Consider the following 25,874-nt stretch of genomic DNA (forward strand, 5'->3'; position numbering starts at 1 on the left):
CTCGCTTCCCGGAAGATCAGGTTTCCCATGCCGAGAATCGCCTATGTGAACGGCCGTTACGTCAAGCATTCCGATGCGAGCGTCCATATCGAGGACCGCGGCTATCAGTTCGCCGACGGCGTCTACGAAGTCTGCGAGGTCCGTCACGGCTATATCGTCGATCTCACCCGCCACCTGAACCGTCTCGACCGGTCGCTCGGTGAATTGCGCATCGTCTGGCCGATGAGCCGGGCGGCGCTGACGCAGGTCATTCGCGAGACCCTGCGCCGCAATCATGTCCGCAACGGGCTTTTCTACCTGCAGGTGACGCGCGGTGTCGCACGCCGCGATCATGTCTTTCCCGCCGAGGGCACGCCGCCGTCGCTTGTCATCACTGCCAAGAGCACCGACCCGAAGATCATCGCCGCCAAGAACGCCAACGGCATCAAGGCGATCACCGTTGCCGACAATCGCTGGGACCGCGTCGACATCAAGTCCGTCGGCCTGCTGCCGAACGCCATGGCGCGTCAGCAGGCGAAGGAAGCCGGCGCCCAGGAGGCGATCTATGTCGATGGCGACGGCATGGTGAAGGAAGGGGCGGCGACCAATGTCTGGATCGTCGACCGGGACGGAACTCTGGTGACGCGGCCCGCCGAACACGGCATTCTGCGCGGCATTACGCGCACCACCTTGATCGACGTCGCAGCCCGGCTGGGGCTTGAGATCACCGAGCGGAATTTCTCCGTTTCAGAGATGCTCGCGGCCCGCGAGGTTTTCTTGACGGCAGCCACAAGTATTTGTTTTCCGGTGGTTTCCGTCGATGGCCAAGCCATTGCCAACGGTCATCCGGGCAGCGTCTCGCAGAAAGTCCGTGAAGCCTTTTTCGACGTTGCGGAAAAGATTGCGATTTGATACCAAGATTTGCTGGACAGGTGGAATGAGGGTGCCGCCGGTCTTGCATTGAGAGGTTGATTAATATTCAACCGGCCAGATCAGGTCGGCAATAAAGAAAGAAGCGGCGCGATGGCGGAACGTTCTCAGAATCTGCAGGACTTATTTCTCAATACTGTTCGCAAGCAAAAGATTTCCCTGACAATCTTTTTGATCAACGGCGTGAAACTCACGGGCGTTGTTACCTCTTTCGACAATTTCTGTGTTCTTCTTCGCCGTGACGGCCACTCGCAGCTGGTGTATAAGCATGCGATCTCGACGATCATGCCGGGTCAGCCGATGCAGATGTTCGAGAGTGAAGAAGCCGCGTCCTAACAGGATCAGCCGTCATTTCGACACGCGATACCAAGAACGATTCGATCATCCCTGAGGCAGCCAAGCACAGGGATGACATGCGCGCGACCGTCGTCGTGCCGGTTCTGAAATCCCGCAACCGCGGCGGCCAGACCGAATCGGCCTCGACCCGCACGCCGGAAAGCCGGCTGGAGGAGGCGACGGGCCTTGCCCAGGCGATCGACCTCGATGTCGTTAACGGCTCGATCGTCCCAGTCAATGATCCCCGACCGGCGACGCTGCTCGGCACCGGCAAGATCGAGGAGATCAAGGCGCTACTCGACGAGCGCGATTCCGGTCTGGTCATCGTCGATCATCCGCTGACCCCTGTGCAGCAGCGCAATCTCGAAAAGGAATGGAACGCCAAGGTCATCGACCGCACCGGCCTGATCCTTGAAATCTTCGGCCGCCGCGCCTCCACCAAAGAGGGCACGCTGCAGGTCGATCTGGCGCATCTGAATTATCAGAAGGGCCGGCTGGTTCGCAGCTGGACCCACCTTGAACGCCAGCGCGGCGGCGGCGGCTTCATGGGCGGCCCCGGCGAAACTCAGATCGAAGCCGACCGGCGGCTGCTGCAGGACCGCATCATCAAGCTCGAGCGCGAGCTGGAGCAGGTCGTGCGCACCCGCCAGCTCCACCGCGCCAAGCGCCGCAAGGTGCCGCATCCGATCGTGGCGCTCGTCGGTTATACCAATGCCGGCAAGTCGACCTTGTTCAACCGCATCACCGGCGCCGGCGTGCTGGCCGAAGACATGCTCTTTGCCACGCTCGACCCGACGCTGCGCCGCATGAAGCTGCCGCACGGCCGCACCGTCATCCTGTCCGACACCGTCGGCTTCATCTCCGACCTGCCCACCCATCTCGTCGCCGCTTTCCGGGCGACGCTGGAGGAGGTGCTCGAAGCCGATCTCATCCTGCATGTCCGCGATATGTCGGATGACGACAATCAGGCGCAGAGCTCCGACGTGATGCGTATCCTCGGTGATCTCGGCATCGATGAGGCCGAAGCCGAGAAGCGACTGATCGAGGTCTGGAACAAGATCGACCGGTTGGAGCCCGAGGTGCATGATGCGATGGTGCAGAAGGCTGCCGGCGCTAGCAACGTGGTGGCGGTTTCAGCCGTCAGCGGCGAGGGCGTCGACACGCTGATGGACGAGATCAGCCGCCGGCTCTCCGGCGTGATGACCGAAACCACCATCCGCCTTCCGGTCGACAAGCTGGCGCTGCTGCCCTGGCTCTACGACCACGCGATCGTCGATGCCCGCGAGGACAACGAAGACGGCTCGATCACGCTCGACCTGCGCCTCTCCGAAACCGAAGCCGCCGAACTCGAACGCCGCATCGGCAACGGGCCGAAGGCTCCGAAGGAAGATTGGGAGCGGTGAGGCACTCCCTTCTCCCCAGCGGGGGTCCGAAGGACGGGTCGAGACCTGTTGCTCGACCCCGGTCGGTGGCCCGAAGGGTCGGATGAGGGGCCCACGCGGCAAGCCCTTCATTGCCCTTCGCTTGCGCTCAGCGCATTCGCTCCTGTCGTCGCTCACCCCCTCATCTGCCTGCCGGCATCTTCTCCCCGATGGGGAGAAGGGAGATGCGGCAACGTTCTGCTCACTCAGCCCCCCCGGCGTCACTGCCCGCTCGTCTTGCCGTCGACAAACCGGCGCTGCCGCATCCACCGACAGCCGTGGCAATGGGTCCTCGGCTCAAGGCCGAGGACTACGGAGAGTGGGGTTAGCTTCTCGCCAAACTCGGCCCGAGTCATCCCGACGTCACCGCCCGCTCTATCGCCTTTGCCGCCTGCCAGATCTCCTCCATCCGCTCCAGAGTAGCCGCCTCCAGCGTCTCACCTTCCGCATCAAGAACCTGCTCGATATGATTGAACCGACGTCGGAATTTCGTATTCGTTCCGCGCAGCGCTTGTTCCGGATCCGCCTTCACATGCCGGCCGATATTGACGACCGCGAAGATCAAGTCGCCAAGTTCGTCGTTGACCTTCGCGCGGTCGCCGTCTCTGAGCGCCATCCGCAATTCGCCGATCTCCTCCTCGATCTTGTCGAGGATCGGCTCGGGCGCCGACCAGTCGAAGCCGACTTTGGCGGCGCGTTCCTGCAGCTTCAGCGCTTCCGTCAAAGCCGGGAAGCTGCGCTGCACCGAGCCGAGGAAGCCGCCGTTGAAATCCTCGGTAATCCCCTGCCTTGACCGGCGCTCGGCGCGCTCGCGTTTTTCCGCCTGCTTGATCTCGTCCCACTGGATCTTCACCGCGTCGGGCGTATCCGCTTCCGAGCGGGCGAAGACATGCGGGTGGCGGCGGATCATTTTGGTGGTGATGGCGTTGACCACGTCGCCGAAGGAGAATTCGCCGGCTTCCTCGGCCATGCGGGCATGGAAGACCACCTGCAGCAGCAGGTCGCCGAGCTCGTCGCAGAGATCGTCCATATCGCCGCGCTCGATTGCGTCGGAAACCTCATAGGCCTCCTCGATCGTATAGGGCTTGATCGTCTGAAAATTCTGCTCGATGTCCCAGGGGCAACCAGTCTCGGGATGGCGCAATGCCGCCATGATCTCGATCAGCCGCGAAATGTCTTTTGAAGGTTCCATGGTGCCTCGGTTCAGCATCCTCAGTTGAGGGGAATATCGTTGGCGCTCTTCGATGACTGGTAGCTGGCCGACAATGCGTCGTAGCGCGCCTTGATGCGGGCGGTCTGCGCCTTGAGCGCCTCTCTCATTTGAGCCTCTTCGGTCTCGACGAGATCGGCGACCGCAAAGCTGTTCCAGAAGGCGTTCTGCCTGCGATAGCCGCCGGGTTCAAGCCCGAAGACCTCCTTCAGGATCTTCAGGTCATGCGGGATGGCGAAGGCATCGCGGGAATCCTCGTGGCTGAAGAAATAATAGAAATTGTCGAAGCCCGCCCAGGTGATCGCCGACATGCACATGGTGCAGGGTTCGTGGGTGGAAAGGAAGATCAAATCCTTGGTCGCCGGCTTGTCGCCAAGTTCGTAGAAGCGCTTCAGCGTATGCACCTCGCCATGCCAGAGCGGGTTCTCCAACTCGTTGTTGGTCTCGGCGACGACGAGCGACAGATTGGATTTGCGCAGGATCGCCGCGCCGAACACCTTGTTGCCAAGCGAAACGCCGCGTTCGGTAAGCGGCAGGATATCGTCCTCGATCACCGAAAGCAGGCGGGCGGCGATGGTCTTGCCAGGCATTGGCGTCTCCGGTTTTTCCCAGTCTATCGCCTTGGAGGCGCGAGCGAAATGCGCCAAACGCCGGTGGACGCCGTTTATCACAGGCTTTATACTGCACCGCAACAAAGAGAGTGGGAGCAGGTGGTTTTTGTCGGCACGGTTGACTTTTCTCAAATCGCCGATGGCGCGAGCATAAGAATACGCGCTTGCTGGGGCTTTCGAATTTCTGTTCCTTCAATCGCTTGTCGATCACGGGCATATTCTGGCAACTTCGAAGTGGATTGATGATGTCTCCCAAGACTGAGCAGCTTTCGGTATTTCCAGCCTTCTTTCGCGTCGAAGGCCAGAAGACGGCTGTCTTCGGTAATGGCGACGAAGCCTTCGCCAAGGTGCGGCTGCTGCTCAACACGCGGGCGCGGATCGTCGCCTACGCCGAGCGGCCGGAAGCCGATTATCATGCCTTCCTGATCGCCAACCGGATCGAGACCGTGCGCGCCGCCTTTGCCGCCAAGCAGGTCGAGGGAGCTGCACTGGTCTTTGCCGCAACCGGTGACGAAGCTAGCGATCGGGCCATCGTCGATGCCGCGCGCGCCGCCAAAGTTCCGGCCAACGCCGTCGATCAGCCCGATTACTGCGATTTCTTCACACCGGCGCTGGTCAATCGTGCGCCGGTTGCCGTCGCAATCGGCACCGAAGGGGCAGGGCCGGTCCTGGCGCAGATGATCCGAGCCCAGATCGATCAGCTTCTCTCTCCTTCGCTTGGGCGTCTGGCCGCGCTGGCGACGAGCTACAGAAAGGCCGTCGATCAACTGATCCCCCGTGGCGTTTCCCGCCGCGTCTTCTGGCGCCGCTTTTTCTCCGGCGCCGTTGCCGATGCTGTTGCAAACGGCAACCTGCCGCAGGCCCGCCACGCCGCCGACCGGCTGCTGGGCGCGATGGACAAGGTCGCGGGCCACGTCTGGCTGGTCGGTGCCGGTCCGGGGGCTGAGGATCTGCTGACGCTGCGCGCCCAGCGCGTGATGATGGAAGCCGACGTCATCGTTTTTGACGCGCTCGTGCCGCAGGCGATCGTCGATATGGGCCGCCGCGATGCCGAGCGGCGTTCCGTCGGCAAGCGCAAGGGCTGCCATTCGAAATCGCAGGAAGAGATCAACGAGCTGCTGGTCGAGCTCGGCCGCCAGGGCAAACGTGTCGTCCGCCTCAAGTCCGGCGATCCGCTGGTCTATGGCCGGGCAGGCGAAGAGATGGCTGCATTGCGCGCTGCCGGCATCACCTATGAGGTCGTGCCCGGCATCACCTCGGCTTTCGCCGCCGCCGCCGATTTCGAGCTGCCGCTGACGCTGCGCGGCGTTGCCTCCTCGCTGGTCTTCACCACGGGCCATGATCTCACCGGCGATGTACTGCCCGATTGGGCGAGCCTTGCCGTCTCCGGCGCGACGATCGCGGTCTATATGGGCCGCACCGTTGCCGCCTCGGTCGCCGAGCGACTGATGCAGGCCGGTATTCCCGCCGAGACGACAGTCGCCGTCATCGAAAATGCCAGCCGCGCGGAGCGCCGCCTGCTGCATGGCACGCTTGCCGATCTTCCCGATCTGCAGCACCGCGACGAGCTGACCGGACCGGTCATGGTCATTATCGGCGATGCGGTCGCCGGCGCCAATTTCGAACTGTCCGAGCCGCTGGTGCGTGCGAACGCCCGGCTCGAGGAACTTGCAAGGAGCTGAATATGGTAGACAAGGTTCTGACGGCCAACCGGCTGACGGACGGCATTGCCGTCTGGCTGGATGCGAACGGGAAATGGTCCACCTCGCTGCAGGAGGCGCTTGTCGCCCGCCACAACGAAGCCGTCGAAGCGCTGGAAGCGATCGGCAAGAAATCCTATGCCGACAACGAAGTCGTTGACGTCGCCGTCGTCGACGTTCAGGAAACCAACGGCATTCTCTGGCCGCTTCGCCTTCGCGAGCGCATTCGCGCGCAAGGGCCGACCATGGAATATGCTCCGGGCTACGCTCCCGCCGATCCCGAATTCATTGCAGTCTGAGGAAGACGATGTACCGTTACGACGAATTTGATCATGCCTTTGTCAGCGAGCGCGTCGAGCAGTTCCGCGACCAGGTTCAGCGCCGCCTTTCCGGCGAGCTTGCCGAGGATGCGTTCAAGCCGCTGCGCCTGATGAACGGCGTCTACCTGCAGCTTCATGCCTATATGCTGCGCATTGCCATTCCCTATGGCACGCTGAGCGCGCGCCAGATGCGCATGCTCGCCCATATCGCCCGCACCTATGACCGCGGCTACGGCCATTTCACCACGCGCCAGAACCTGCAGTTCAACTGGCCGAAGCTGTCGGAGATCCCCGATGCGCTGGCCGATCTCGCCAGCGTCGAGATGCATGCGCTGCAGACCTCGGGCAACTGCATCAGAAACGTGACGGCCGATCACTTTGCCGGTGCGGCGGCCGACGAGGTCGCCGATCCCAGGCCTTATGCGGAAATCCTGCGCCAGTGGTCGTCGGTCCATCCGGAATTCTCCTTCCTGCCGCGCAAGTTCAAGATTGCCGTCACCGGCGCCGAGCGCGACCGCGCCGCCATCCAGGTCCATGATATCGGCCTGCATCTGAAGAAGAACGACAAGGGTGAGATCGGCTTTGCCGTCTATGTCGGCGGTGGCCAGGGCCGCACGCCGATGATCGCCAAGCTGATCCGCGACTTCCTGCCGGAGGAGGATCTGCTCTCCTACACCACGGCGATCGTGCGCGTGTACAATCTGCACGGCCGCCGCGACAACAAGTACAAGGCTCGCATCAAGATCCTCGTGCACGAAACCGGCGCCGAGGAACTGGCCCGCCAGGTGGAAGCCGAATTCGCTGCCTTGAAGGATAGTGAATTGAAGCTGCCGGAACAGGATGTCGAGGCGATCGCCGCCTATTTCGCGCTGCCTGATCTGCCTCAGCGCCCCGAGGGCTGGGAAAACCTCGCCCGCTGGAAGAAGGCCGATCCGGCTTTCGCCCGCTGGGTCCAGCAGAATGTGCAGCCGCACAAGAACCCCGATTATGGCATGGTGACGATCTCGCTGAAGCCGATCGGCGGCATTCCGGGCGACGCCACCGACGCGCAGATGGATGCGGTCGCCGATCTCGCCGAGGAATATGCCTTCGACGAAATCCGCGTGAGCCATGAGCAGAACCTGATCTTGCCGCATGTGGCGCTGGCCGATCTCGAAGCCGTCTATCGCGGTCTTGTCGCGATCGATCTCGCCGAAGCCAATGCCGGCCTGATCACCGATATCATTGCCTGTCCCGGGCTGGACTACTGCGCGCTTGCCAACGCGCGCTCCATTCCGGTCGCGCAGGAAATCTCCCGCCGCTTCGGCAATCCCGAACGCCAGGCCGAGATCGGCGAACTGAAGATCAAGATCTCCGGCTGCATCAATGCCTGCGGCCATCACCATGTGGGCCATATCGGCCTGCTCGGTGTGGAGAAGAAGGGCGCCGAACTCTATCAGATCACGCTCGGCGGCTCCGGCGACGAGCATACGTCGATCGGCGAAATCATCGGCCGCGGCTTCGAGCCGGACCGGGTGACGGATGCAATCGAGACGATCGTCGATACCTATCTCGGCCTGCGCCTCGATCATTCCGAAACCTTCCTCGCCGCCTATCGCCGCGTCGGGCCGCAGCCTTTCAAGACTGCGCTCTACGGCTCGGCCGCCGAAGCGGCATAAGGAGGGGATCATGACGAAGATCTGGAGAGAAACCGGTTTTGTCGAAAACGATCCCTGGGTGATCGAGACCGACGAGGTGAAGGCGACTGGCGAGGAGAAGCCGCTGCTCGGCCTCGACGAGCTGATCGTCAAGGCTGATGAAAGCAATGAGATCGGCCTTGGCGTGCTGATCAAGCCGGCTGACGACGTGCGGAGGCTGGAGCCCTATCTCTCTCGCCTTGACATCGTCGCCGTCGCCTTCCCGGCCTTCAACGACGGCCGCGCCTTCAGCCATGCCTCGCTGCTGCGCCAGCGTTTGGGCTACGCCAACGAGCTGCGCGCCGTCGGCGACGTGCTGATCGACCAGGTACCGTTGATGCTGCGCGTCGGCATCGACAGTTTTGCCGTCAGCAACGCGACGGCGCTGAAGCGGCTTGCTGAAAACCGCCTTCCCGCCATTCCCCATCATTATCAGCCGGCGGTGCGTGACGCCGAAGCCGGCAAGGGCTATAGTTGGCGCCGTCAGGCGAAGCCGGCCGCATAAGCGGCTGGTCCGCCTCTTGCGATGGCGGAACAATAGCATGAAGACATTTGAAATCGCGGTGATCGGTGGCGGGCTCGCCGGCATGATCGCCGCAATTGCGCTCGCCCGCGGTGGCCGCAGCGTGGCGCTGGTTGCACCCGTTGCCGCGAAGGAGGACCGGCGCACCACGGCGCTGATGGATCAATCGATCCGCTTCCTCGATCGCCTGACGCTCTGGGACAGGCTGCGCCCGGCGGCAGCACCTCTCACCAGCATGCGCATCATCGACGGCACCGACCGGCTGCTGCGCGCGCCGACGACGACATTCCGCGCCGCTGAGGTCGGCCTTGATGCCTTCGGCTATAATTTCCCCAACAAGGCGCTGATCGACATCCTCGAACAGGCCACGGCCGGCGAGGGCAACATCAGCCGCTTCAGCGACATGGCCGAATCGATCGAGATCTCGGCCGAGAAGGTGTCAATCACCCTTGCCGGCGGCGAGACGCTCGCAGCCGATTTTGCCGTCGGCGCCGACGGCCGCGGCTCGAAGCTGCGCGAGACATCAGGGATCGGCGTTCGCAACTGGTCCTATCCGCAATCGGCCATGGTGCTGAATTTTGCCCATTCGCTGCCGCACCAGAACATCTCGAGCGAATTCCACACCAAACACGGCCCCTTCACCCAGGTGCCGCTGTCGGGAAGCCGCTCCAGCCTCGTCTGGGTGCAGAATCCCGCTGAGGCCGCCGCTCGCATGGAATTGCCGCTGGCCGAACTCTCGGCCATGGTCGAGGCGCAGATGCAGTCCATGCTCGGCAAAGTCGACGTGGAGGAGGGCGTCCAGCTCTGGCCGCTGTCCGGCATGATGGCGCATCGTTTCGGCAAGGGGCGCATCGCGCTGATCGGCGAGGCGGCGCATGTTTTCCCGCCGATCGGGGCGCAGGGGCTGAACCTCAGCCTGCGTGATATCATGGCGCTCGTCGACATCCTCTGTGACAGGGCCGAATTGCCGTTGCCGGCCGATGCCGGCGACAGCTTCGACCGCAAACGCCGCGCCGACATCATGACGCGCACCGCCAGTGTCGATCTTCTCAACCGCTCGCTGCTCTCCGATTTCCTGCCGGTGCAAATGCTGCGGGCTGCCGGCCTGCATATTCTTTCGGCCATTCCGCCGCTGCGCAACCTCGTCATGCGTGAGGGCATTGAGCCCGGCCGGGGCTTCCGTGATATTCCCGATTCCTTAAAGGAAAAGCTGAAGCGGAAGAAGGCCTGAGCGGATCACGACCAGCCAGAGCGAAACGCTCGCCACCGAAAGCACCGTCATGATCAGGATCGTCGCCGAGGCGCGTTCCTGCCAGACGCCGTATTGCTGGCCGATGACGAAGACGTTGGTCGCCGTCGGCAATGAGGCGAGCAGCACGGCTGCCTGGATCCAGACCGGCTCGAAACCGCCGACAGCTGTCAGTGCCAGAAAAACCGCGATGGGATGCAGGATCAGCTTGGCCGGCACGATATAGGAGATTTCCGCCGGGATGCGCTTCAGTGGCCGCAGCGCCAGCGTCACGCCCATGGCAAAGAGCGCGCAGGGGGCGGCCGCCTGGGCGAGGTAATCGACCAGCCGCTGAAACGCCAGCGGCTGGTCGATATCGAAGGCTGCCACCGCAAACCCTGCCGCCGTCGACAGGATGAAGGGATGCAGCGTCACCTTGCGGGTGATATCGGCGGCAAGCTGGCCCACTGAACGCTTGTCGTCGCCGGCGGCCGCCATCAGCGTCGGCGCGACGATGAAATGCAGCGCATTCTCGAAGCAGATGATCAGCGCCACCGGCACGGCGGCGCCTTCGCCGAGCGCCAGCAGCGCCAGCCCCGGCCCCATATAGCCGATATTGCCGTAGGCGCCGGCAAAGGACTGGATGGTGCAGTCATCAAGCGCATTGCCGCGCACGAAACGGCCGATGGCAAAGAGCAGGATGAAGACTGCATAGGTCGCGGCGACATCGGTGACGATGAAATCGACCCGCGTCAGCTCTTCGATCGGCGTGCGCGAGACGAGCTTGAAAAACAGAGCGGGCAGGGCGGCATAGATGATGAAGGTGTTCAGCCAGCCGAGCGCTTCCGCCGGTTGCTTCGTCGCCTTGGCGGCGATGTAACCGATTAGGATCAGGCCGAAGAACGGCAGAAGCAGACTGACGATATCGGCCAAGAGGTCTTCCAGGACGCGGGAATGATCGGCGGGTAGGGAAGACCGGTTTAGCCGATTTTCATAAGGATCGGAAAGGTCTGCTGAAACCAGATCGCCACATCGCTGACCCAGCCGAACAGGAAGGCGAGGCCGGTGAGGATGAGGAAGACGCCCATCACCTTTTCCACCGTGCCGAGATGGCGGCGGAAGCGCGACAGGAAGCGCATGAAGGCGCCGGAAAAGCCGGCGGCGATCCAGAAGGGAATGGCAAGACCCAGCGAATAGATGGCCAACAGCCCGGCGCCGGAGCCGACCGTCTCGCGCGAGGCGGCCACACCGAGAATCGCGCCGAGCACTGGGCCGATGCAGGGCGTCCAGCCGAAGGCGAAGGCCAGGCCCATGATATACGCCCCCGTCAGCGTCGCGGGCTTGCCGCCACCTTGGAAGCGCGCCTCGCGGCCTAGAATTCCGATTCGGAAGAGACCGAGGAAATTCAGCCCCATGACGATGATGATCAGCCCGCCGATCTTGGAGAGCAGGTCGAGATGCTGGCGCAGCGCAATGCCGATGCTGGAAGCGCCGGCGCCGAGCGCCACGAAGACGGTGGCAAAGCCGAGCGTGAAAAGCAGCGCGGAGAACAGCACGCCGCGCCTGACATCGGGCGCCACCGCCACCGCGGAGCCGCCCCGGAACTGCTCGACTGAAATACCGGCCATATAACAGAGGTAGGGCGGGACGAGGGGAAGCACGCAGGGCGAGAGGAAGGAAAGCGCCCCGGCTATCAAAGCGCTCCACAGGGAAATATCGGCAATCGACACGCACTCTCTCCGGCTGCAATCTGCGCCCTGTTCCTAGCTTTGCGAGGCCCGGATTGCCAATCACCTTTTTGCGTGCGCAAGAACTCAAGTTGTCGCACGCAGGCGATAAGCCTTGAAAGCACAAGGGATAACCCTTGAACGCGCAGGGATAACCCGTGCACGCGCGAGGGATAAGCCTTGCACGCGCGAGGGATAAGCCTTGCGCCCGCAAGAAATGTGCCGATCGCTGGAAAAAGCCGAATTTTTCGGTTGACCGCAATGGGTCGCCTGCCTATGTTCCGCCCACTTCCAGCCGGGGTGCTTCACACCCGCGGAGAGGGAGAGCGTAGCTCAGCCGGTAGAGCAACTGACTTTTAATCAGTAGGTCTCGGGTTCGAACCCCGACGCTCTCACCAAAAACCCCAAGAAAAACAAATGCATATAGTTTCTAATACGGAACCATAGCTCCGGTGACTCGGCTTGGGGGAAAATCTGGGGGAAAATTGGTTTTCCGTTTTCCCCGCCTCTATGGCATCCTGCCGAACATGCCGCGCCATCGAAAACAAAGCCGCTTTCGCGGATGTTCATCGCGGGAATCGTTCGAGGGTTCGTCGCATCCTCGCAGTGTGCGCGGGAATAATAGGGATTCTCCACGATGACGGGGCGGACGCCCTCACGACAATGGCGGCGAGAGATGTTCTCGATGCTGCTCAGGTGGCCGCCGCGACTCGTTTCGGGCGCTGTGGGAATCGATAGGTGGCAAGGGTGCTTCGGCCATTAATTGCGGCCGGGAACACGTTGACGGCGGCAAGGCGCGCGACCCGATCACCGAGCGGCAGGTGAATGCGAGCAAGGAACTGGCGCGATGCCGGGCTCTCCTTGGGGGTCCGAATGTATGGCCTCGTTTCCGCAGTTTGCGGTGAGGGTTATGCGCTGCATAAGGTGGTCGGCGGTGGCAAGCGGGAACGGCTGACGGCGGCGGATATGCTCCGGATGAGTTTGGATGATCTCGCTGAGCTTTGGCGGCTGGCAACACGGCGCTGATGCCCCCTTTGCGCCCAGGGGCGCACAGACAACGCATCCGTGGCTATTAGCCGGGGTAGAACGCCCTTGTCTTCTCGATGCGAGCACCGTCCACTTATTGATATCGTGAGGCTGCGACTACTATCCGAAGGTGAAATCTAGGCCACATGCAATCTTGACGGCGGAATAGTGAGATGATCTCCTGTAGACAACGGGAGGCAGCTTTATGGATATTACCGGTACGATTACTGCGATCGGCGCAGCACTTGGTGTGGTGAAGCAACTCAACGAGATTGACGTCCACTTCGATAAAGCCGATCTCAAATTGAAGATCGCGGAGATTACTTCGGCACTTGCCAGCGCAAAGCTCGGTTTGGTCGATGCTGAAGAAGTCGTCCGCCGAAAGGATGCCGAAATTCGAAAGCTCTCCGACCAACTGAAATACAAGGCGGAGAACACTACCCGGCTGAACTCCCTGCTTTACGACATGGAAGACGGTGAGCCGGTTGGGCGGCCATACTGCCCGATATGTGAGGAAAATGGATCTTTGATTAAGGTCGTTCAGGACCTCGCTGGACAAGGGAGGCTGTTCAACTGCCCGAAGTGCAAGGCGCATTTGGGCCATGTGACGGTGAAGCAATCGAAATCAGGGCGCTATTGATGCCAAAAAGCAACCAGTATGCAGACGCAACCTTGAAGATCATCGCGGGCCTCGCAATTCTATGTGCAGCCGCTGCCTACTTTGGCAACATCGCCATGGCAATCACGCTCTCGATTGTGATCGCTGTCATCTGCGTCGGAGTCTTGTGGGAGCGTCGAACTCCGACTGACCAGTAGACGCATTTGTCAGCAAGTTTTCCTCGCGCGACGCCCTAGTCGATTCCCAAAAGCTTCTCAAGCCAACCCGTAAAGAGGCCAACAATAACGGCAACGACAACGCCACTCATAATGAATTTGAGGATATTCGTTCGGAGCCTGGCCCGTCTTTCACCCATTCCGAAATTATACTGGACGACGGGAAAGAGGGCATTCATCCCCAGGTTAACTAGAAATCTAAGGTTTACCAACGCGAGAACTAGACCACCGACCCGTAGTGTGGATTTCCAGTCATAGGTCAACCCAAGGAAAATTGCGGATACTGACATTAATGTCAGGATGAACATCCAAAAACCTATGTTCTCTCTGCGTTTTGTGTTGTCCCGAAAGAACCCCCACCAGCGATTGCACGCCAGCAATTCATTGTTCAGTTTATGTTCAAGCGCCAGAGCCCACGTTCTATCACCACTGATATCAATCGTGGCCGGTCGGCTGTCGATGTTGTTGAATTGTATTGACGTGTATCCCGTCTCACTAACAGCCAATATCTTGAAGGCCGTTAGCTCCACCGACCTAACTAATGGGTCGGTGAATATGTCGTCGATATTGTCGGTTTGAATCGACCGAGCTTCCTCGAAGGTGGCTGTAATCTCTGGGGGCTTCCCATAGGCTTCGGCGACGAATCTCACGAGATTGCGCAACGTATCTCCCTCAACGAGGAACGCGCCACCTAAGACAGTATTTATTTTGTACGCAGCCATACATTGATGCTATCAGCAGCGCCGCCAGCTCGATATCCAGTCTCTAAGACGATTCTAGGCTATCAACAGATTGATTTGTAGTGGCGCTTCCCTTAGCAGCGCCCCTTCAATGCAGCGGACCGGAGGGGACATGAAACCCGTCGATGCGCAGGCACTGCGACGCCGTCGGCGTCGGCATTTTAGTTGATCGAGTCGATTCGAATGATTTTCATCGGCCGGCCATGAATGCGAGATGCCTCCTCGGCTCCCAAGGCAAGAGCCGTTTCTAACGTGATACCTAAGCGGGCGCAAAGTTCGTCAATAGATATGATTTTGCCCTGCGCGCGCTCCTGGGCGATCTTTGAACCTTCGGCCATGATTTCGTCGTCGGTGAGATGCGAGTAATGTTCCGACATTCCCAGTCCTCTCGGTTGATCCGGGCTTTCTATTCGCCCTCATTGAGATAGGCGCCACGCCAGCCGGTGATGCCACAGCCAAAATCGAGGATCGCCCGGAATTCGGTTCCCAGCGTGTTCCAGCCTTCGCGCGTTTCCAATTTGGGCTGCTGGACACCGTTAAGGTAGGCGATCTCAAAGACGGGCGCCTGGTCGGGCGATGCGAAGAGCCGCCAGGCGGCATCCTCAAGGCGAGGCTCGACCAGCAGCGTGAGTTTCCCGGAGAAGGGGTTCACCTCTTCGGTGGCCGAGGGCGTGATCGCGGCGATAATTTGCTCGCCCGTCGTTTCGTTATTAGAGCCGACGATGAGGAACTGCGGCTTCAGCGAAAGCGGCGTCTCGTTGTCGAGCCCCTTTTGATCGCGCAGCGCCTTGCGGCCTGCGCTGACGCTGCTGATCGTCAGGGCGGATGGGGTAACCGCCTTGTTTCCACGTGCATTTGCGAAGAGCGTGACACTGTCGTCGAGCAGCGGCCCGAGGCCGCTGTTGTCGAGCAGAAGATCGGCGATCAAATCCGCCTCCGTTTGAGCGGCGGCTTGGCCGAACGCCCGGAGCGTGTCGGAGAAGGCGTCTAGATCATCATTGATGAGCGCTTCCCGCGAGATGCCGAACATTTTCGCATATGTCTTGACACGGTAGGTTTCTTTCGCCTCCGATCGCGAGCCGTAGGTGATTTCGGCGCCTTCAAGCACCTCTTCGAGCGTCGGCATTTCCGACATGCGGCCGATTGTCATAGCCTTGAAATTGGCGGCGTTGCGGACACGTGCCAATTGCTTCAGCGGCGTTTCGGCGGCGCGATAGGCATCGAGCAGGAAGCGGTTCGCGGCGTTGCCGGTGACAAAAGGAAAGTCTGACGTGCTGTGTGTCGATCCGCTGCTCATGATCTGCGTCGCAAGCCGATCGCGATTTCGCGAAATGACCCGCTCACCACGCGCCTCAAGCAGAGCAGCCCCCATGTCGAGTAGGCTGCGGCCCTGCCATTCCGAGGCGCGGCCCTGGGCGGGCTTGCCAGCGATCCGGGCATAAAGCGCATCCTCGATATCGCGGGCGACCATCATCGAGCCGTAGCTTTCGTCCAAAACCAACGGTGACACCCGACCGCCGCCCGGCTCTTTGTCGGCGAGCGCGTTGATAACCATCGTCTGTGCTTTGGCGAAATCACCCTTCGCGTTGAGCACGATTTCGTTTGCCTCCACCAGCGTCATCTTCGCAGTGGTGCAGAGCTGATAGATGCGGCTGTTGACGTCCTGCATCTTGGCGGCCGCCTGGTCATCGGCCGCAGCCACGTTCGGTTCGGTCATGGTCACTTCCTTTCGTTTGTGCGGAGCGGACGCAACCGCCACCATCGGGAGACCCATGGCCTTCCGCTCTCCCGCCAGCCTCTTCAGGCGATCCGGCGCTTTTGCGTAGCTGCTATAGTCAAACGCCGCATCGGCCGTCGGCGCGGTCGGTACATGTTCGGAAACCGAGGTGGCGAATCCATTGGCCAGCGCTTCCTGCGGCGCCATCCATGTTTCATCCTTCATCATTTGCCGGACTTCGTTTTCGGAAAGACCGGTGCGCTCGGCATAGACTTGTGCAAACACACCGGTCATCGTGTCGAGAACGCCGGCGGTGCGCCGGTGATCATCGGCCGGGCCGAGGGTCATTCCCGAGGGCTCATGGATCATCAACAGGGTGCCAAGCGGCATTTCGATTTCGTCGCCAGCCATAGCGATCAAGGAAGCCGCCGAGGCGGCTATCGCGTCGATCTTCACGATCACCCTGCCGTCGCGGCGCTTTAGAGCATTGTGGATCGCCGAGCCCTCCATGGCGATGCCGCCGCCGGAGTTGAGGCGCACGACGATGTCGCCGGAAAGCGCGCCCAAAGCCTCGATCACCTGCGAGCTGGTAAAGCCGCTTTCATCCCAGAAATCGGTGAAGCCAACCGGCCCGTAAAGCATCAGCTCGCCGTCTACGATCAGTTTTGACATGCCTGCCTCAATTCGGTTGCCTTAAGGATTTCCCGAAAGCGTGGCCACGAAAAGCCCTATCTCGTGGCCAAAATTTTTCTGATCCGCCGAGCCGCAACCGCATAATCGACGCGGGTCAAGATGAGCCAGAGTGCGGCACGCAGGTCACCGGCTTTGTATGGACATTCTTGCTTCTGCCGATCGATGCACCAGGCGGAGGTCGCATAGCGTTGAAGCGCTACCGCCAGCGCTTCGGCCTGCTGCGACGTCTTCAGTGCGGGAAAGAATTTCGCTGCGGCTTCCCGAATGGCCGTGTCGCGTGCGGCAAACACCGATAGCCCGCGCCAGCCGCGCTTTCCGCGTGCCACTTTGAGATCGAGCGCTGCGGCGACGTCATCCGTTTCGCCCGAAAGGAACCGGTTTAGGCCGGCGGCAATGTTGCGCGCCCAACGCTCCTGCACCCCGTCGAGGTGCTCCACTAGGTTGATGACGTCTTCTATCGGGCTCGAAGCGTGAGGCTCGTTCATCGTTCAACCATCATCATGGTAGTGGTTAGTTTAGCAGTTGCGTATATAGTCAAAACTACTGCGCTGCCGCCCCTCCCGCTTTCAGTTTTCGGCTGGGAAGAACCTAGGCCACCGGCCCTTCGGCAGCGCGTGGCACGGGGAGCTCGTCTTTCATTGCGGCGGCGGCAGTCGTGACGGAATCGATCATGCTTTCCCTCCCATGTTGCGCCGCAGCTTGTGCCGCAAATAGGAGGTCCGGCTTTATCGTTCCGTGTGTCGATATTAGGGGCCACCGCCAAGCGGCCCTTTATATCGTAGATATAGGGTGTGTGTGCACCACACGACGATAGTGCAATGAAACCAAATACATAGGTGGGGGTGCAGCACACAGCGACATAGCAGTGTGTGCGGCTTACCTGAGGTGGAAAATCAGCCATTGTCATTCGCAACCACCAGTATGATTTTTTGCCGGCTTGTTCCGGGGTGAAGAATGGCGGTTTTGATGTCGCCCCTGTCCTGCAAAACGTGCATGGCGCGCTCGAATTCGCGCTTGTTTACGCCCTCTCTTTCGTTGCTGCCGGCGAACAGCGTCGGTGGATACGTGCGGGCGCTGATGGAGGGCGAGAACGTCTGCCCATGTTCGATGCCGGCGCGCATCAGCTTCATGAACACGCGCTCGGCGCGATCCGCCTTGCCTATATTCGATCCGGCCCGTTCCGGCTTGTCGGTGCAGATGAAGCGGCCCATGTCCCACTTGAGGTTAATCGGATCGCCGCGAGGGCCGTAGTTCGATTTCATGATTTCGAGCACGCGCGCGCCGTCGTCGGCGCCCTCGTCGGTCGGTTTATACAGATAGAGCCGTGACCGGACGGAATTCGACCAGGCGGTCGAACCGGATGTCCCTGAACCGCTATTCAGCCCGGTAAGTGAGGGATGCCCGAGAAGCAGGATGCAGCAATCGAAGTGGATCGCGAGACCGCGCAACATGCCGATGAACTGTTTTGCCTGCGAACGCGAAATCTCGTTGCCGCCGAAAACGTCGGCGAGGTTGTCGAGCACGACGATCTGCGGTTTGACGTTCGCGATGGTCAGTTCGAGGCGCTTGAAAAGCGAGGTAACGGAGAGCCGGCCCTTGCGGTCCTCGGTCGCCAGCGTCGCGTCCTCGCCCGCGAGGCATGTGATCCGCAGTCCTGACATGGCGGCGAGGTCGAGTCCTTCAGCATCGGCAATCGCGGCAGCGCGGATATGGTTTTGCGTCTTGTCGTCTTCGGCGGACACATAGAGCGCCGCGCCGTGGCGGACGCTGATTCCGAGCCAAGTGCTGCGGCTCACGACTGCCATACAAAGCTGCATGGCGAGCAGCGACTTGCCGGTGCCGCCGTCGCCCTGCAGCTGCGTGACGTTGCGGGCCGGGAACATCTGTCGCCCGTCTAGGAATTCTTGTTCGGGAACAGGCTTTCCAGCGAAGTCGGCGACCGAGAAGGTTTCGAGCGGTTCAAGCGGCTGGTCTTCCTCTTGCGGCTGCTGCTGGCTTCCGTTTCGATCATCGGGCTTTGACCTGAAACGGTTGTCGTAGCCCCGCGCGGGGGGATGATGGTCGCGGTTGGATTCGCCGCTCGGTCCCACTCCAAATCCCGGCTCGATCCGAACGGCCTCGCGCTCGATGTCATCGGCGGTGCGGTGGCTCATGACTCACCACCTCCACGATACCAAGCGTCCCAATCCTTGTAGGGCGAAGGCGGTTGAAGGATCCGCGCTTCGCGGCCGGCCCCATGCCAACGACCGGCGGCAGCAAGCGCGGCATCACGGCCGGGGTCGTCGGCGTCACAGAAAACCGTCAACGCCTCCATCCAGGGCAACAGCGGGAAGCTGCGCATGGTTGAGGTGCCGCATGTCACCCAGATCGGATTCCAGCCGCTCGCTGCCAACGCCAGGCCCTTTTCGATGCCCTCGGCTAAGCCGATGCCGCCGAGACTGGTGTCCTGATATAGCTTGACGACTTGCCCGCGAGACGGTCCGAGCGCTAGCTTGCGCCGGTCTCCGTCGAAGCGGTCTATCCGGATTCGAAAGAGCGCCGTCGGCTCGCTCTCAGGTCCGAAATTTTCGATCGGCGAGAAACGAGCGATCAGCGCCGGCACGCACTCGCTGCCGAAGGGGCAACGCGGATGGAAGCGGAAGACGGGGATCTGATCGTAAGTCAGCGGCGGTAGGCCGCGATGGTCAAGATAGGCAAAGACCAATGGCACTTGAGGGTCGATTGCTTCGCGCCACAGACGGCGAACAAGCGCGATGCGGGATATTTCGTCGCGTTCATCCCTTGGCTTCGAAGAGCGCGACGGCGACGGCGACCGGGTGCGCGATGATTCCGGATCATCACGCCGGCGCGGCCATAATCCGCGATGCCGGAGCGCATCGATCACGTCGGCCTGATCGCATCCGGCATGGCATTTCACCAGCACCTTATCGTCACTGCCGTCGCGGATTGACAGCGACGGCGAACGATCGTCGTGCGCCGGGCATTTCGCCATGCCGTAGGAGCCGTGCCAGAAGCCGCCGAGTGCAGCCGTGATGTCGCGCGCCGACATCATCGTCCGCCTCCATCATCCGCCCATTGCCTCAGGAAGGCGCGTTCGCTTTCCTCGGCGATCTTCAGCACCTTGAAATGCTCGCGCGGTAGATGTTTTTCGATGGTCGCCCGGATAAGTTCTCTGAGCATATCTGGCGGGATCGCATCGAGTTCGACACTCTGGCCCTGCCAGCCGCGATCATGTGAGCTTTTCTTCGTCGGTCGTGCCGGAAGATTCCACAGCTCAATTTGATATTCCGTGACGGCAAGGCGCTCAAAACGGATATCCGCCTCCGGCGCTAGATCGCGGAGCGTCTCCTCGATTTTCCTCCCCGCCATCACGCCAGATGGATCATGATCACCAAGGTGGTAGATGACCGTCGGTTTGTAGGAAGCGGCAATCACCTCGGCGGCGGCATGAAGGTAGCTTAGGCTGGCGAAGCCACGCGCGACGTAGAGCCCAAGATCATATTCGTTGGTAATCGGCAGGATGACGCCCGACAACGCATCTTTCTCACACCAGATTTCGACTCGGACATCGGCCTCAGCCCAAAGAGATTTTCGATAGAAGCGGGCGGTCGCCTCAATGGCATCTTCAGGCGTTTCAAATGAATCGACGCGATAGACGCTGCGGCTGGAATCCGTCAGCCAGGAATAGGGCAGATCGCCGTCCCTGCGCATCTGCGCCAAGGTCCATTGGATACGGTCATAGGCTTGCTCGGTCTTCTCCACGAGGCCATGCACGGTGGCCTGGTAGAACACTTGGCGCACTGTCATCGGTCGCTGTATCGCGATGATCTCGTAGAGCCGCTGTTTCAGCGCCACCATTTCGGCGCGCGTTGCCTTGTGTCGTTTTTTTCGGCTAGCCGGATTTGTTCTCATCGCAGGTCACCGCTGGCGATGGCGACGATCTTTCCGGGGAACCTTGGGCGATCACAACCGGAGGGAAGGCGGGCAAACTCGGCAAGCACGGCGTCAACTGGCTCTCCCCGCGCAGCCGCCTCCAGCGCTTCCAGAACCGGCCGCGCGCCGCAATTGGCAAGGTGACGGGCAAGGTCGAGCCGCTGCCGCTCAGACTCAGGAATGCGAGCCATTGGCCGTCACTCCCATTGTCACCGGTCCTTGTGGGGAAATGACATCTGCCACCGCTGTCGCCCGCAAGCCAGTTCGCGGTTCCCAGAAGACGCAATCTTCGGGTTCGGGAAATGCCAGCCAGGCGGGACTGCTCGGGTCATGGTCGAACCGACTGTCAGCCGCGCGAAAGCCATGGGCAAGGCGCATCGGCTCGGGCCGGATTATCGCGCTCATCGGCACGCCGGAGCCGGTCAACCAGTCGAGATGGCGCTGCATAAGCCCGCCACAAGATGAAAAATCGAAGTTCATTAGCGATCTCCGTGGTGGAAATCGCCGGATTTGACGCGCTAGGAAGGTATGCTAGATTTCGCAGTTCTCGCCCCCGAGAAAACCCTGATGCCTAGGAGCCGTCGCGCGCGCAAATAGCGGCGGCTCTAATCTGTTTTGGTATCAGCCGCATCGACGGCAGAACCTTTGCTGGGCGGCCTGTGCATGGACGACTGTGCCCGTGCCTGGCGGTAGTCGGCCTTGGCCCGACGGTCAGCCTCATCAAGCTCATCCTCGGCATAATAGTTCCGGTTGCCGAATAATGCCGGTTCTGGAATGCGACCGGCCTTGATCCATCTCCAGACCGTCATGTCGCTGATGTTGCCATACCTCAGCCTTAGCTGGGGTTGGGTCAAAAACCGCTTGCCCATCGCGCTTTCCTTTTAAAACAATCGCTAACAGACTACAGCAATCGCGCGCACTCCGGCAACACCAAATTTTCGCTAACCTATTGATCTGGCAACCTCTTCTTGCTCGTAGCATGCAAGCTCTTGTTGCCTTTAGCTTACCCTAAAATAAAGTTTTCTTTCGCGGATCATAGCTTTATCAATGATCCGCATTCACCAGCATTTACCCTTGATCGAGCAACTTTCCCTTGCCGATTTTTTTTAATGGGACAACATTCGAACCCGGATTGGCGGCGATGATCGACCTGACGTGTCTCTCCCAACTTATCAGAGCCCGTTTTTTCTCGCGATCATAGTCGTAGCGATTGTATACTGCTGCGACGCCTTTGATCGTACCGCTCTTATGGTTCAGCACGGCCTCAATGACATGGGGTTGAACCCCTTGTGCAGCCATACCGCTTGCCACCGTTCGCCTGAAATCATGCAGTACCCACGGTGCGATCTTGACTTCCTCAGGATCGTTGCCCCGTTCCTGTGCCTCTCTGCGAGCGATCTTCAACATCGCCGCATCTAGCCGTTCCTTGGCTTTGGAAAAGCCGCCCACGGTCGTTTCGCCGTTGGTCGTAAAGAGAAGACCTGACTCATTGATAACAGGCAGCGACTCGATAAGATTGATCGCCAGCGGCGTGACCGGCACAAGATGCTCGCGGCCGTTCTTGGCCCTCGCTGGCGGGATAACCCATACGGGCTCTTTGGCTTTCAAGTCGAATTCTGGCCGGGATGCTCCTGCTACTTCCTCCTTGCGCTGGGCCGTCACTGCCAACATTTTGAACAACGGCCCGAAAGGCCATCCGATCTCGTCCGCCGCGAGCCACGCCCAGCGAAGCTCCGTGTCAGAAAGAACCCTGTCACGCGCTTCCACTGTCGCGGGGGGCTTCAGGCCGCCCATAGGCGAAACTTCGAGAATTCCACGTTCAATGCACCAATTGAAAAATTTCTTAAGCAGCGCGTAGGTCCTCACCGCCATGGTCGGCACACCGCGATCAACCATGTCGTCCAGCAGACTGATGACATCACGGCGGCGGATGGCCGTGATCATCTTGCCTTTCATTTTCGGCTTGATCTCCCGCCTGATCGTATTCTCTACATCGTAGGCGGTGCGACCGTTGTTCTTTGCCTTGACGTGTCGTTTCAGAAATTCATCGAGCACGTTCTCGGTGAGATTATCATCGCTGGTCGCCTCCTTTTTTTCGGCGTGCGGATCACGGCCCTCGTCAAGGGCGCGCATGACGCGCCCAGCTTCCTTACGGGCATCCGCGAGGCTCCACGCCGCGACGCTGCCGATCGTAAATTTTGGTTTTCCCTTGTAGCGCACAGCCCAACTTTTCGCCGCTCCCGGAAGCGGCTGGACGATCAGGTAGAATCCTCGCAAGCTCGGATCGGCAATCTCCTGTCGCTTGTCGGTTGCCGCGACGGCCTCCACCCATTTAGCCGTGAATGCACTCTTCGCCTTCCTCATCTTCCGCCCCCTAAAATTTTCCCCGGACCATCCGGGGGAAAGCTGGGGGAAAATTATAGGAGGGATTGCAAGTGTTAGCGAGTGTTTATTAATGATGGTCTAAATAGCTGTAAAATAATCTCTATTTCTCAATGTTGGGAGACATTATGTTGGTGATTGTTGGCGCTAGAATCGGTTCTGCAACTTACTTTTAATCAGTAGGTCTCGGGTTCGAACCCCGACGCTCTCACCATCATTTCAACTGCTTTAGTAGAAAAGTTTGTGAGGCGAAATTCCTCACACCATCAAGTCCGATTCTGCCGCCGGCCGGCCTCGATCCGCTGCAGGTTCTCTTTCGTCGCGCGAGATGATTGACCCGTCATCTGATGAGAGGAATGGCGGGAGTTTATCTAGCCAGGATTGGACGCGTAAGCCTACGGAGAAAACGAGTGAATGCACTTTTGGCTGAGAGCTGAACTGGGGGCGTAACTACGCCTGTTCCAAGGTACTGTCGGCCTTTATTCGTTAGGGAGAGTGTTTCGGTGAAGCCAAAACCGCCGCCATTATTCTCTCTTTTGATCAAGCCAAGCAACTCTGCCTCTGCATCACAAGGGCAATAGTGATCTTCCAAGACCTCGACACTGCCACCTTTGTCAGCGATCTCGCCAAGCATAGTCTTGATTTCCACGCGAAGCCCTTACCCAAACAGACCGCCAGCCGAACGTGAGAGCATTATCCCATCGCTTCTAAGAGTGAATAGTACAATTTCTCGGCATGAAAATTTCCACCTGTATCAAGCTGCTTTCGCAATAGTTCGGGATCGATGACGTCTGGCGATCTCAGGCAAGATATGCGGCAACTAGCGCAGAGGGCTGATCGGCCGGTGCGAGCAAAATACCGGCGCTTGGATCGCGCCGGGTCGAAGTGGCGCCGCTCCGCCTGCGACGGTGATGGGTGCGGCAGAGATTCTTCTCATGTCGGTGGGTTGGAAGCGCTGTCCTGCGCGTCTAGAACGACGAGATCAGCAGGATAGCGACTGGCAAGGCTGAAGACGCCACCGAGAATCAATGCGCGAGAAGTTTGGCGAAATCGGATCTGCAAGTGGCGCCGAGCGCGATAGTCGCCTCAGAGTAGCGGCAGGTGATTGAGAGTAATCATTTCTTTTCGCTCGGCGCTCGGCTCGCCGCTAAACAGCTGCGCCGGCCCATGCAGCGAAACGCGGTGCGAATTTTGGTAGAAGCAGGGATTGACGATTTCATCGATGTCGACGGCGCGGCGCGGCGTTTTCAACAATTCGACGACCAGCGAAGATGTCCGGTTGGCCGCATGCTCAGATCGTATTCTCAGTGAAGAGGTTCCAATACCCAGCGGCGTCTTCGGGCGCCGTCTTTTTATTGAGGCGCCGCCGATCCGCGGACGTTTGAGACTCTGAATTCGCCAGGCCAGCCTCACACCAACCGGATACGATAGCAGACATACAAGCCACTGCTAATGGTACCCATCACGCTGCGCCTGGCATCGTGCTCTGCGGCCAGAGCAGCGGCGCTGTTGCGTTGTGGATGGTGCGGTCGAGCCGCAGATCCCTTTCTCAACGGAAGCCGAAGAAGCTCAGGATAGCGAGCACGATGACGACGGCACCGACGATCCAAATAAGCTGGTTCATGTGAAATCTCCTTCGAAATGGAATGAGCCAAGTTGCAAGCATGTAATGCGTCGCGGCAGCTCTGGTTCCAATTTCGCACTACCATGCGCGTCTCCTCGCAATAACGCCCCGCGATCTCAGGCGAGACATGCGGCAACTGGGGCCGAGGGCTGATCGGCCAGTGCGAGCAAAAAATAAGCGGCGGTTTGATCGCCGTGTCGAAGCGCCGCCGCTCCGCTTGCCGTTTTGATGGGCGGCAAAGACCGCCACACCGAGAATCGACGCGCGAGAAAATTGGCGAAATTGGATCTGCAAGTGGCGCCGAGCGGGATCGTCGCTTAGGGCACGGGCAGGGAAACTAATGATTTCGTTTCGATCACCGGGCGGCTCACCGCTAAACGGTCCGGCCCCATATGTCGCGCGTGAACCGCGACGTGATCCGGAGGAATGAAAAAGCCCCGCCGAAACGCGGCGAGGCTCTGATGCTATCGATCCGAGGAATTCTTATTAGAACTTCACACCGATACCGAACTTCAGTTCGTGCTGATCGAGGTCGACGTCAACGCCCAGGATATCTTGTTCGCCATAGTCATTGTAGCGGTATTCGCCGCGGGCGAAGATGTTGTTGGTGATAGCAAAGTCGACACCTGCTCCAACCGTGTACCCGTTGAACGTCTCGGTTTCCTTATCGAAGCCGGGCGCATCGACGTAACCGCGCGTGGCGGCCCAGCCGGCTGCGCCGTAGATCAGAGCCTTATCGAAGGCGTAGCCGACACGACCGCGAACGGCTCCAGCCCAATCCGTCCCGACTTCTGCGCCGAGCGCGTCCTCTTCATTCCAATTGTGTTCGAGGTTTCCTTCGATGCCCACGACAAAGTTATCGAACTGGAAATTGTAACCTGCGAACCCGCCGAAGACGCCGCCGTTAAAATCCTCAGAGGCAGAGGCACCGCCGGCGCTGAAATCACCGTTCAACCAAGCGGCGCCGCCATCGATACCGAAATACGGACCAGACCAGGTGAAAACAGGCGCTGCCGCAAGCGGGGCGGTCGGGGCCTCCTGAACGACATCGGCCGCGAACGCAGTCGTAGCGACAAGTGCGAGAAAGATAGTGGCGACAGTTAACTTCATTTTCGTACCCCGTGGATTACATTAGAACCAAAGGATATACAGCTGCTCAACAGAAGGCTGTAGCAATAAGGACACACTCGCGGAATTGTAAGCTGTCGTACAAGTTGTCATGTCGCCGGGCCAGAGGGCGAGCCGAAGCCGGCGTCGTCAGAAA

Annotated in this window: 26 protein-coding genes and 1 tRNA gene; 10 read left to right on the forward strand and 17 right to left on the reverse strand. The window is 60.0% G+C overall.

Annotation, left to right across the window (positions count from 1 at the left end; genetic code table 11):
* Positions 1-27 precede the first annotated feature (27 nt).
* From C4N04_RS06110 to hflX, 3 genes are all read left to right on the forward strand, one after another.
* Positions 28-891, forward strand: a complete 864-nt coding sequence (locus C4N04_RS06110) for a D-amino-acid transaminase (RefSeq protein ID WP_038688771.1) — start codon at positions 28-30, stop codon at positions 889-891.
* Positions 892-1,002: 111 nt separating this feature from the next.
* Positions 1,003-1,245: an RNA chaperone Hfq gene (gene hfq, locus C4N04_RS06115; protein ID WP_003539403.1), complete on the forward strand. Its 243-nt coding sequence runs from the start codon at positions 1,003-1,005 to the stop codon at positions 1,243-1,245.
* A gap of 77 nt (positions 1,246-1,322) precedes the next feature.
* Complete coding sequence (gene hflX / locus C4N04_RS06120; protein ID WP_077993797.1) at positions 1,323-2,648, forward strand: GTPase HflX; 1,326 nt, start codon at positions 1,323-1,325, stop codon at positions 2,646-2,648.
* 370 nt (positions 2,649-3,018) lie between these two features.
* Here hflX and mazG read toward each other — a convergent pair whose 3' ends face one another.
* Together mazG and C4N04_RS06130 are read right to left on the reverse strand one after the other, a co-directional pair.
* Positions 3,019-3,858: a nucleoside triphosphate pyrophosphohydrolase gene (gene mazG, locus C4N04_RS06125; RefSeq protein WP_106795656.1), complete on the reverse strand. Its 840-nt coding sequence runs from the start codon at positions 3,856-3,858 to the stop codon at positions 3,019-3,021.
* Positions 3,859-3,878: 20 nt separating this feature from the next.
* Entirely contained in the window at positions 3,879-4,466 is a 588-nt protein-coding gene (locus C4N04_RS06130) for a nucleoside deaminase (protein ID WP_106795588.1), read from the reverse strand.
* Between the two features lie 266 nt (positions 4,467-4,732).
* Here C4N04_RS06130 and cysG point away from each other — a divergent pair, with 266 nt between their 5' ends.
* Genes cysG through C4N04_RS06155 form a run of 5 tightly spaced genes read left to right on the forward strand, consistent with a single transcriptional unit; the run spans position 4,733 to position 9,937 of the window.
* Positions 4,733-6,169: a siroheme synthase CysG gene (gene cysG, locus C4N04_RS06135; protein ID WP_106795657.1), complete on the forward strand. Its 1,437-nt coding sequence runs from the start codon at positions 4,733-4,735 to the stop codon at positions 6,167-6,169.
* 2 nt (positions 6,170-6,171) lie between these two features.
* Complete coding sequence (locus tag C4N04_RS06140) at positions 6,172-6,486, forward strand: DUF2849 domain-containing protein (RefSeq protein ID WP_038688777.1); 315 nt, start codon at positions 6,172-6,174, stop codon at positions 6,484-6,486.
* 8 nt (positions 6,487-6,494) lie between these two features.
* Positions 6,495-8,165: a nitrite/sulfite reductase gene (locus C4N04_RS06145; RefSeq protein ID WP_106795589.1), complete on the forward strand. Its 1,671-nt coding sequence runs from the start codon at positions 6,495-6,497 to the stop codon at positions 8,163-8,165.
* A gap of 10 nt (positions 8,166-8,175) precedes the next feature.
* The gene (locus C4N04_RS06150) at positions 8,176-8,688 is read left to right on the forward strand and encodes a DUF934 domain-containing protein (RefSeq protein WP_106795590.1); all 513 of its coding nucleotides are present in this window, start codon (positions 8,176-8,178) and stop codon (positions 8,686-8,688) included.
* A gap of 37 nt (positions 8,689-8,725) precedes the next feature.
* A complete protein-coding gene (locus tag C4N04_RS06155; RefSeq protein ID WP_106795591.1) occupies positions 8,726-9,937 on the forward strand; it encodes a UbiH/UbiF family hydroxylase in 1,212 nt (403 codons plus the stop codon).
* On the opposite strand, the gene C4N04_RS06160 is transcribed toward C4N04_RS06155, so the two are convergent.
* Positions 9,905-10,867, reverse strand: coding sequence for an AEC family transporter (locus tag C4N04_RS06160; protein WP_106795592.1), 963 nt, complete (start codon positions 10,865-10,867; stop codon positions 9,905-9,907). The genes C4N04_RS06155 and C4N04_RS06160 overlap by 33 nt on opposite strands.
* A 47-nt stretch (positions 10,868-10,914) precedes the next feature.
* Positions 10,915-11,664, reverse strand: coding sequence for a cytochrome c biogenesis CcdA family protein (locus tag C4N04_RS06165; protein ID WP_106795593.1), 750 nt, complete (start codon positions 11,662-11,664; stop codon positions 10,915-10,917).
* 319 nt (positions 11,665-11,983) lie between these two features.
* On the opposite strand from C4N04_RS06165, the gene C4N04_RS06170 reads away from it, so the two are divergent.
* A tRNA-Lys gene (locus C4N04_RS06170) sits at positions 11,984-12,059 on the forward strand.
* Between the two features lie 833 nt (positions 12,060-12,892).
* Positions 12,893-13,327, forward strand: a complete 435-nt coding sequence (locus C4N04_RS06180) for a hypothetical protein (RefSeq protein ID WP_106795594.1) — start codon at positions 12,893-12,895, stop codon at positions 13,325-13,327.
* A 211-nt stretch (positions 13,328-13,538) separates the two neighbouring features.
* Here C4N04_RS06180 and C4N04_RS06185 read toward each other — a convergent pair whose 3' ends face one another.
* From C4N04_RS06185 to C4N04_RS06245, 13 genes are all read right to left on the reverse strand, one after another.
* On the reverse strand, positions 13,539-14,243 hold the full coding sequence (locus C4N04_RS06185; RefSeq protein ID WP_106795595.1) for a hypothetical protein: 705 nt from the start codon (positions 14,241-14,243) through the stop codon (positions 13,539-13,541).
* Between the two features lie 179 nt (positions 14,244-14,422).
* Complete coding sequence (locus tag C4N04_RS06190) at positions 14,423-14,638, reverse strand: hypothetical protein (protein ID WP_106795596.1); 216 nt, start codon at positions 14,636-14,638, stop codon at positions 14,423-14,425.
* A 29-nt stretch (positions 14,639-14,667) separates the two neighbouring features.
* Complete coding sequence (locus C4N04_RS06195) at positions 14,668-16,650, reverse strand: head maturation protease, ClpP-related (RefSeq protein WP_106795597.1); 1,983 nt, start codon at positions 16,648-16,650, stop codon at positions 14,668-14,670.
* Positions 16,651-16,706: 56 nt separating this feature from the next.
* Positions 16,707-17,156 carry a hypothetical protein gene (locus C4N04_RS06200; RefSeq protein ID WP_158775542.1) on the reverse strand — a complete coding sequence of 150 codons (450 nt, stop codon included), beginning with the start codon at positions 17,154-17,156 and terminating at the stop codon, positions 16,707-16,709.
* A 408-nt stretch (positions 17,157-17,564) separates the two neighbouring features.
* Entirely contained in the window at positions 17,565-18,824 is a 1,260-nt protein-coding gene (locus C4N04_RS06205) for an AAA family ATPase (protein WP_106795599.1), read from the reverse strand.
* The gene (locus C4N04_RS06210) at positions 18,821-19,723 is read right to left on the reverse strand and encodes a toprim domain-containing protein (RefSeq protein WP_245425540.1); all 903 of its coding nucleotides are present in this window, start codon (positions 19,721-19,723) and stop codon (positions 18,821-18,823) included. The genes C4N04_RS06205 and C4N04_RS06210 overlap by 4 nt, the downstream gene beginning before the upstream one ends.
* Positions 19,720-20,529 (reverse strand): hypothetical protein, encoded by an 810-nt coding sequence (locus C4N04_RS06215; RefSeq protein WP_245425542.1) that lies wholly within the window; start codon positions 20,527-20,529, stop codon positions 19,720-19,722. The genes C4N04_RS06210 and C4N04_RS06215 overlap by 4 nt, the downstream gene beginning before the upstream one ends.
* 50 nt (positions 20,530-20,579) lie before the next feature.
* Complete coding sequence (locus tag C4N04_RS31540; RefSeq protein ID WP_158775544.1) at positions 20,580-20,795, reverse strand: hypothetical protein; 216 nt, start codon at positions 20,793-20,795, stop codon at positions 20,580-20,582.
* Positions 20,779-21,084 (reverse strand): hypothetical protein, encoded by a 306-nt coding sequence (locus tag C4N04_RS31545; protein WP_158775545.1) that lies wholly within the window; start codon positions 21,082-21,084, stop codon positions 20,779-20,781. Before C4N04_RS31545 ends, C4N04_RS31540 begins: the two co-directional genes overlap by 17 nt.
* 125 nt (positions 21,085-21,209) lie before the next feature.
* Positions 21,210-21,473: a helix-turn-helix domain-containing protein gene (locus C4N04_RS06225; protein ID WP_106795602.1), complete on the reverse strand. Its 264-nt coding sequence runs from the start codon at positions 21,471-21,473 to the stop codon at positions 21,210-21,212.
* 199 nt (positions 21,474-21,672) lie between these two features.
* Complete coding sequence (locus tag C4N04_RS06230; RefSeq protein ID WP_106795603.1) at positions 21,673-22,968, reverse strand: site-specific integrase; 1,296 nt, start codon at positions 22,966-22,968, stop codon at positions 21,673-21,675.
* A gap of 1,104 nt (positions 22,969-24,072) precedes the next feature.
* Positions 24,073-24,399, reverse strand: a complete 327-nt coding sequence (locus C4N04_RS31550; RefSeq protein WP_158775547.1) for a hypothetical protein — start codon at positions 24,397-24,399, stop codon at positions 24,073-24,075.
* Positions 24,400-25,096: 697 nt separating this feature from the next.
* Complete coding sequence (locus tag C4N04_RS06245) at positions 25,097-25,720, reverse strand: outer membrane protein (RefSeq protein WP_106795605.1); 624 nt, start codon at positions 25,718-25,720, stop codon at positions 25,097-25,099.
* Between the last annotated feature and the right edge of the window lie 154 nt (positions 25,721-25,874).

The sequence above is a fragment of the Rhizobium sp. H4 genome, from assembly GCF_003013335.1.
Classification (GTDB): domain Bacteria; phylum Pseudomonadota; class Alphaproteobacteria; order Rhizobiales; family Rhizobiaceae; genus Rhizobium; species Rhizobium sophoriradicis.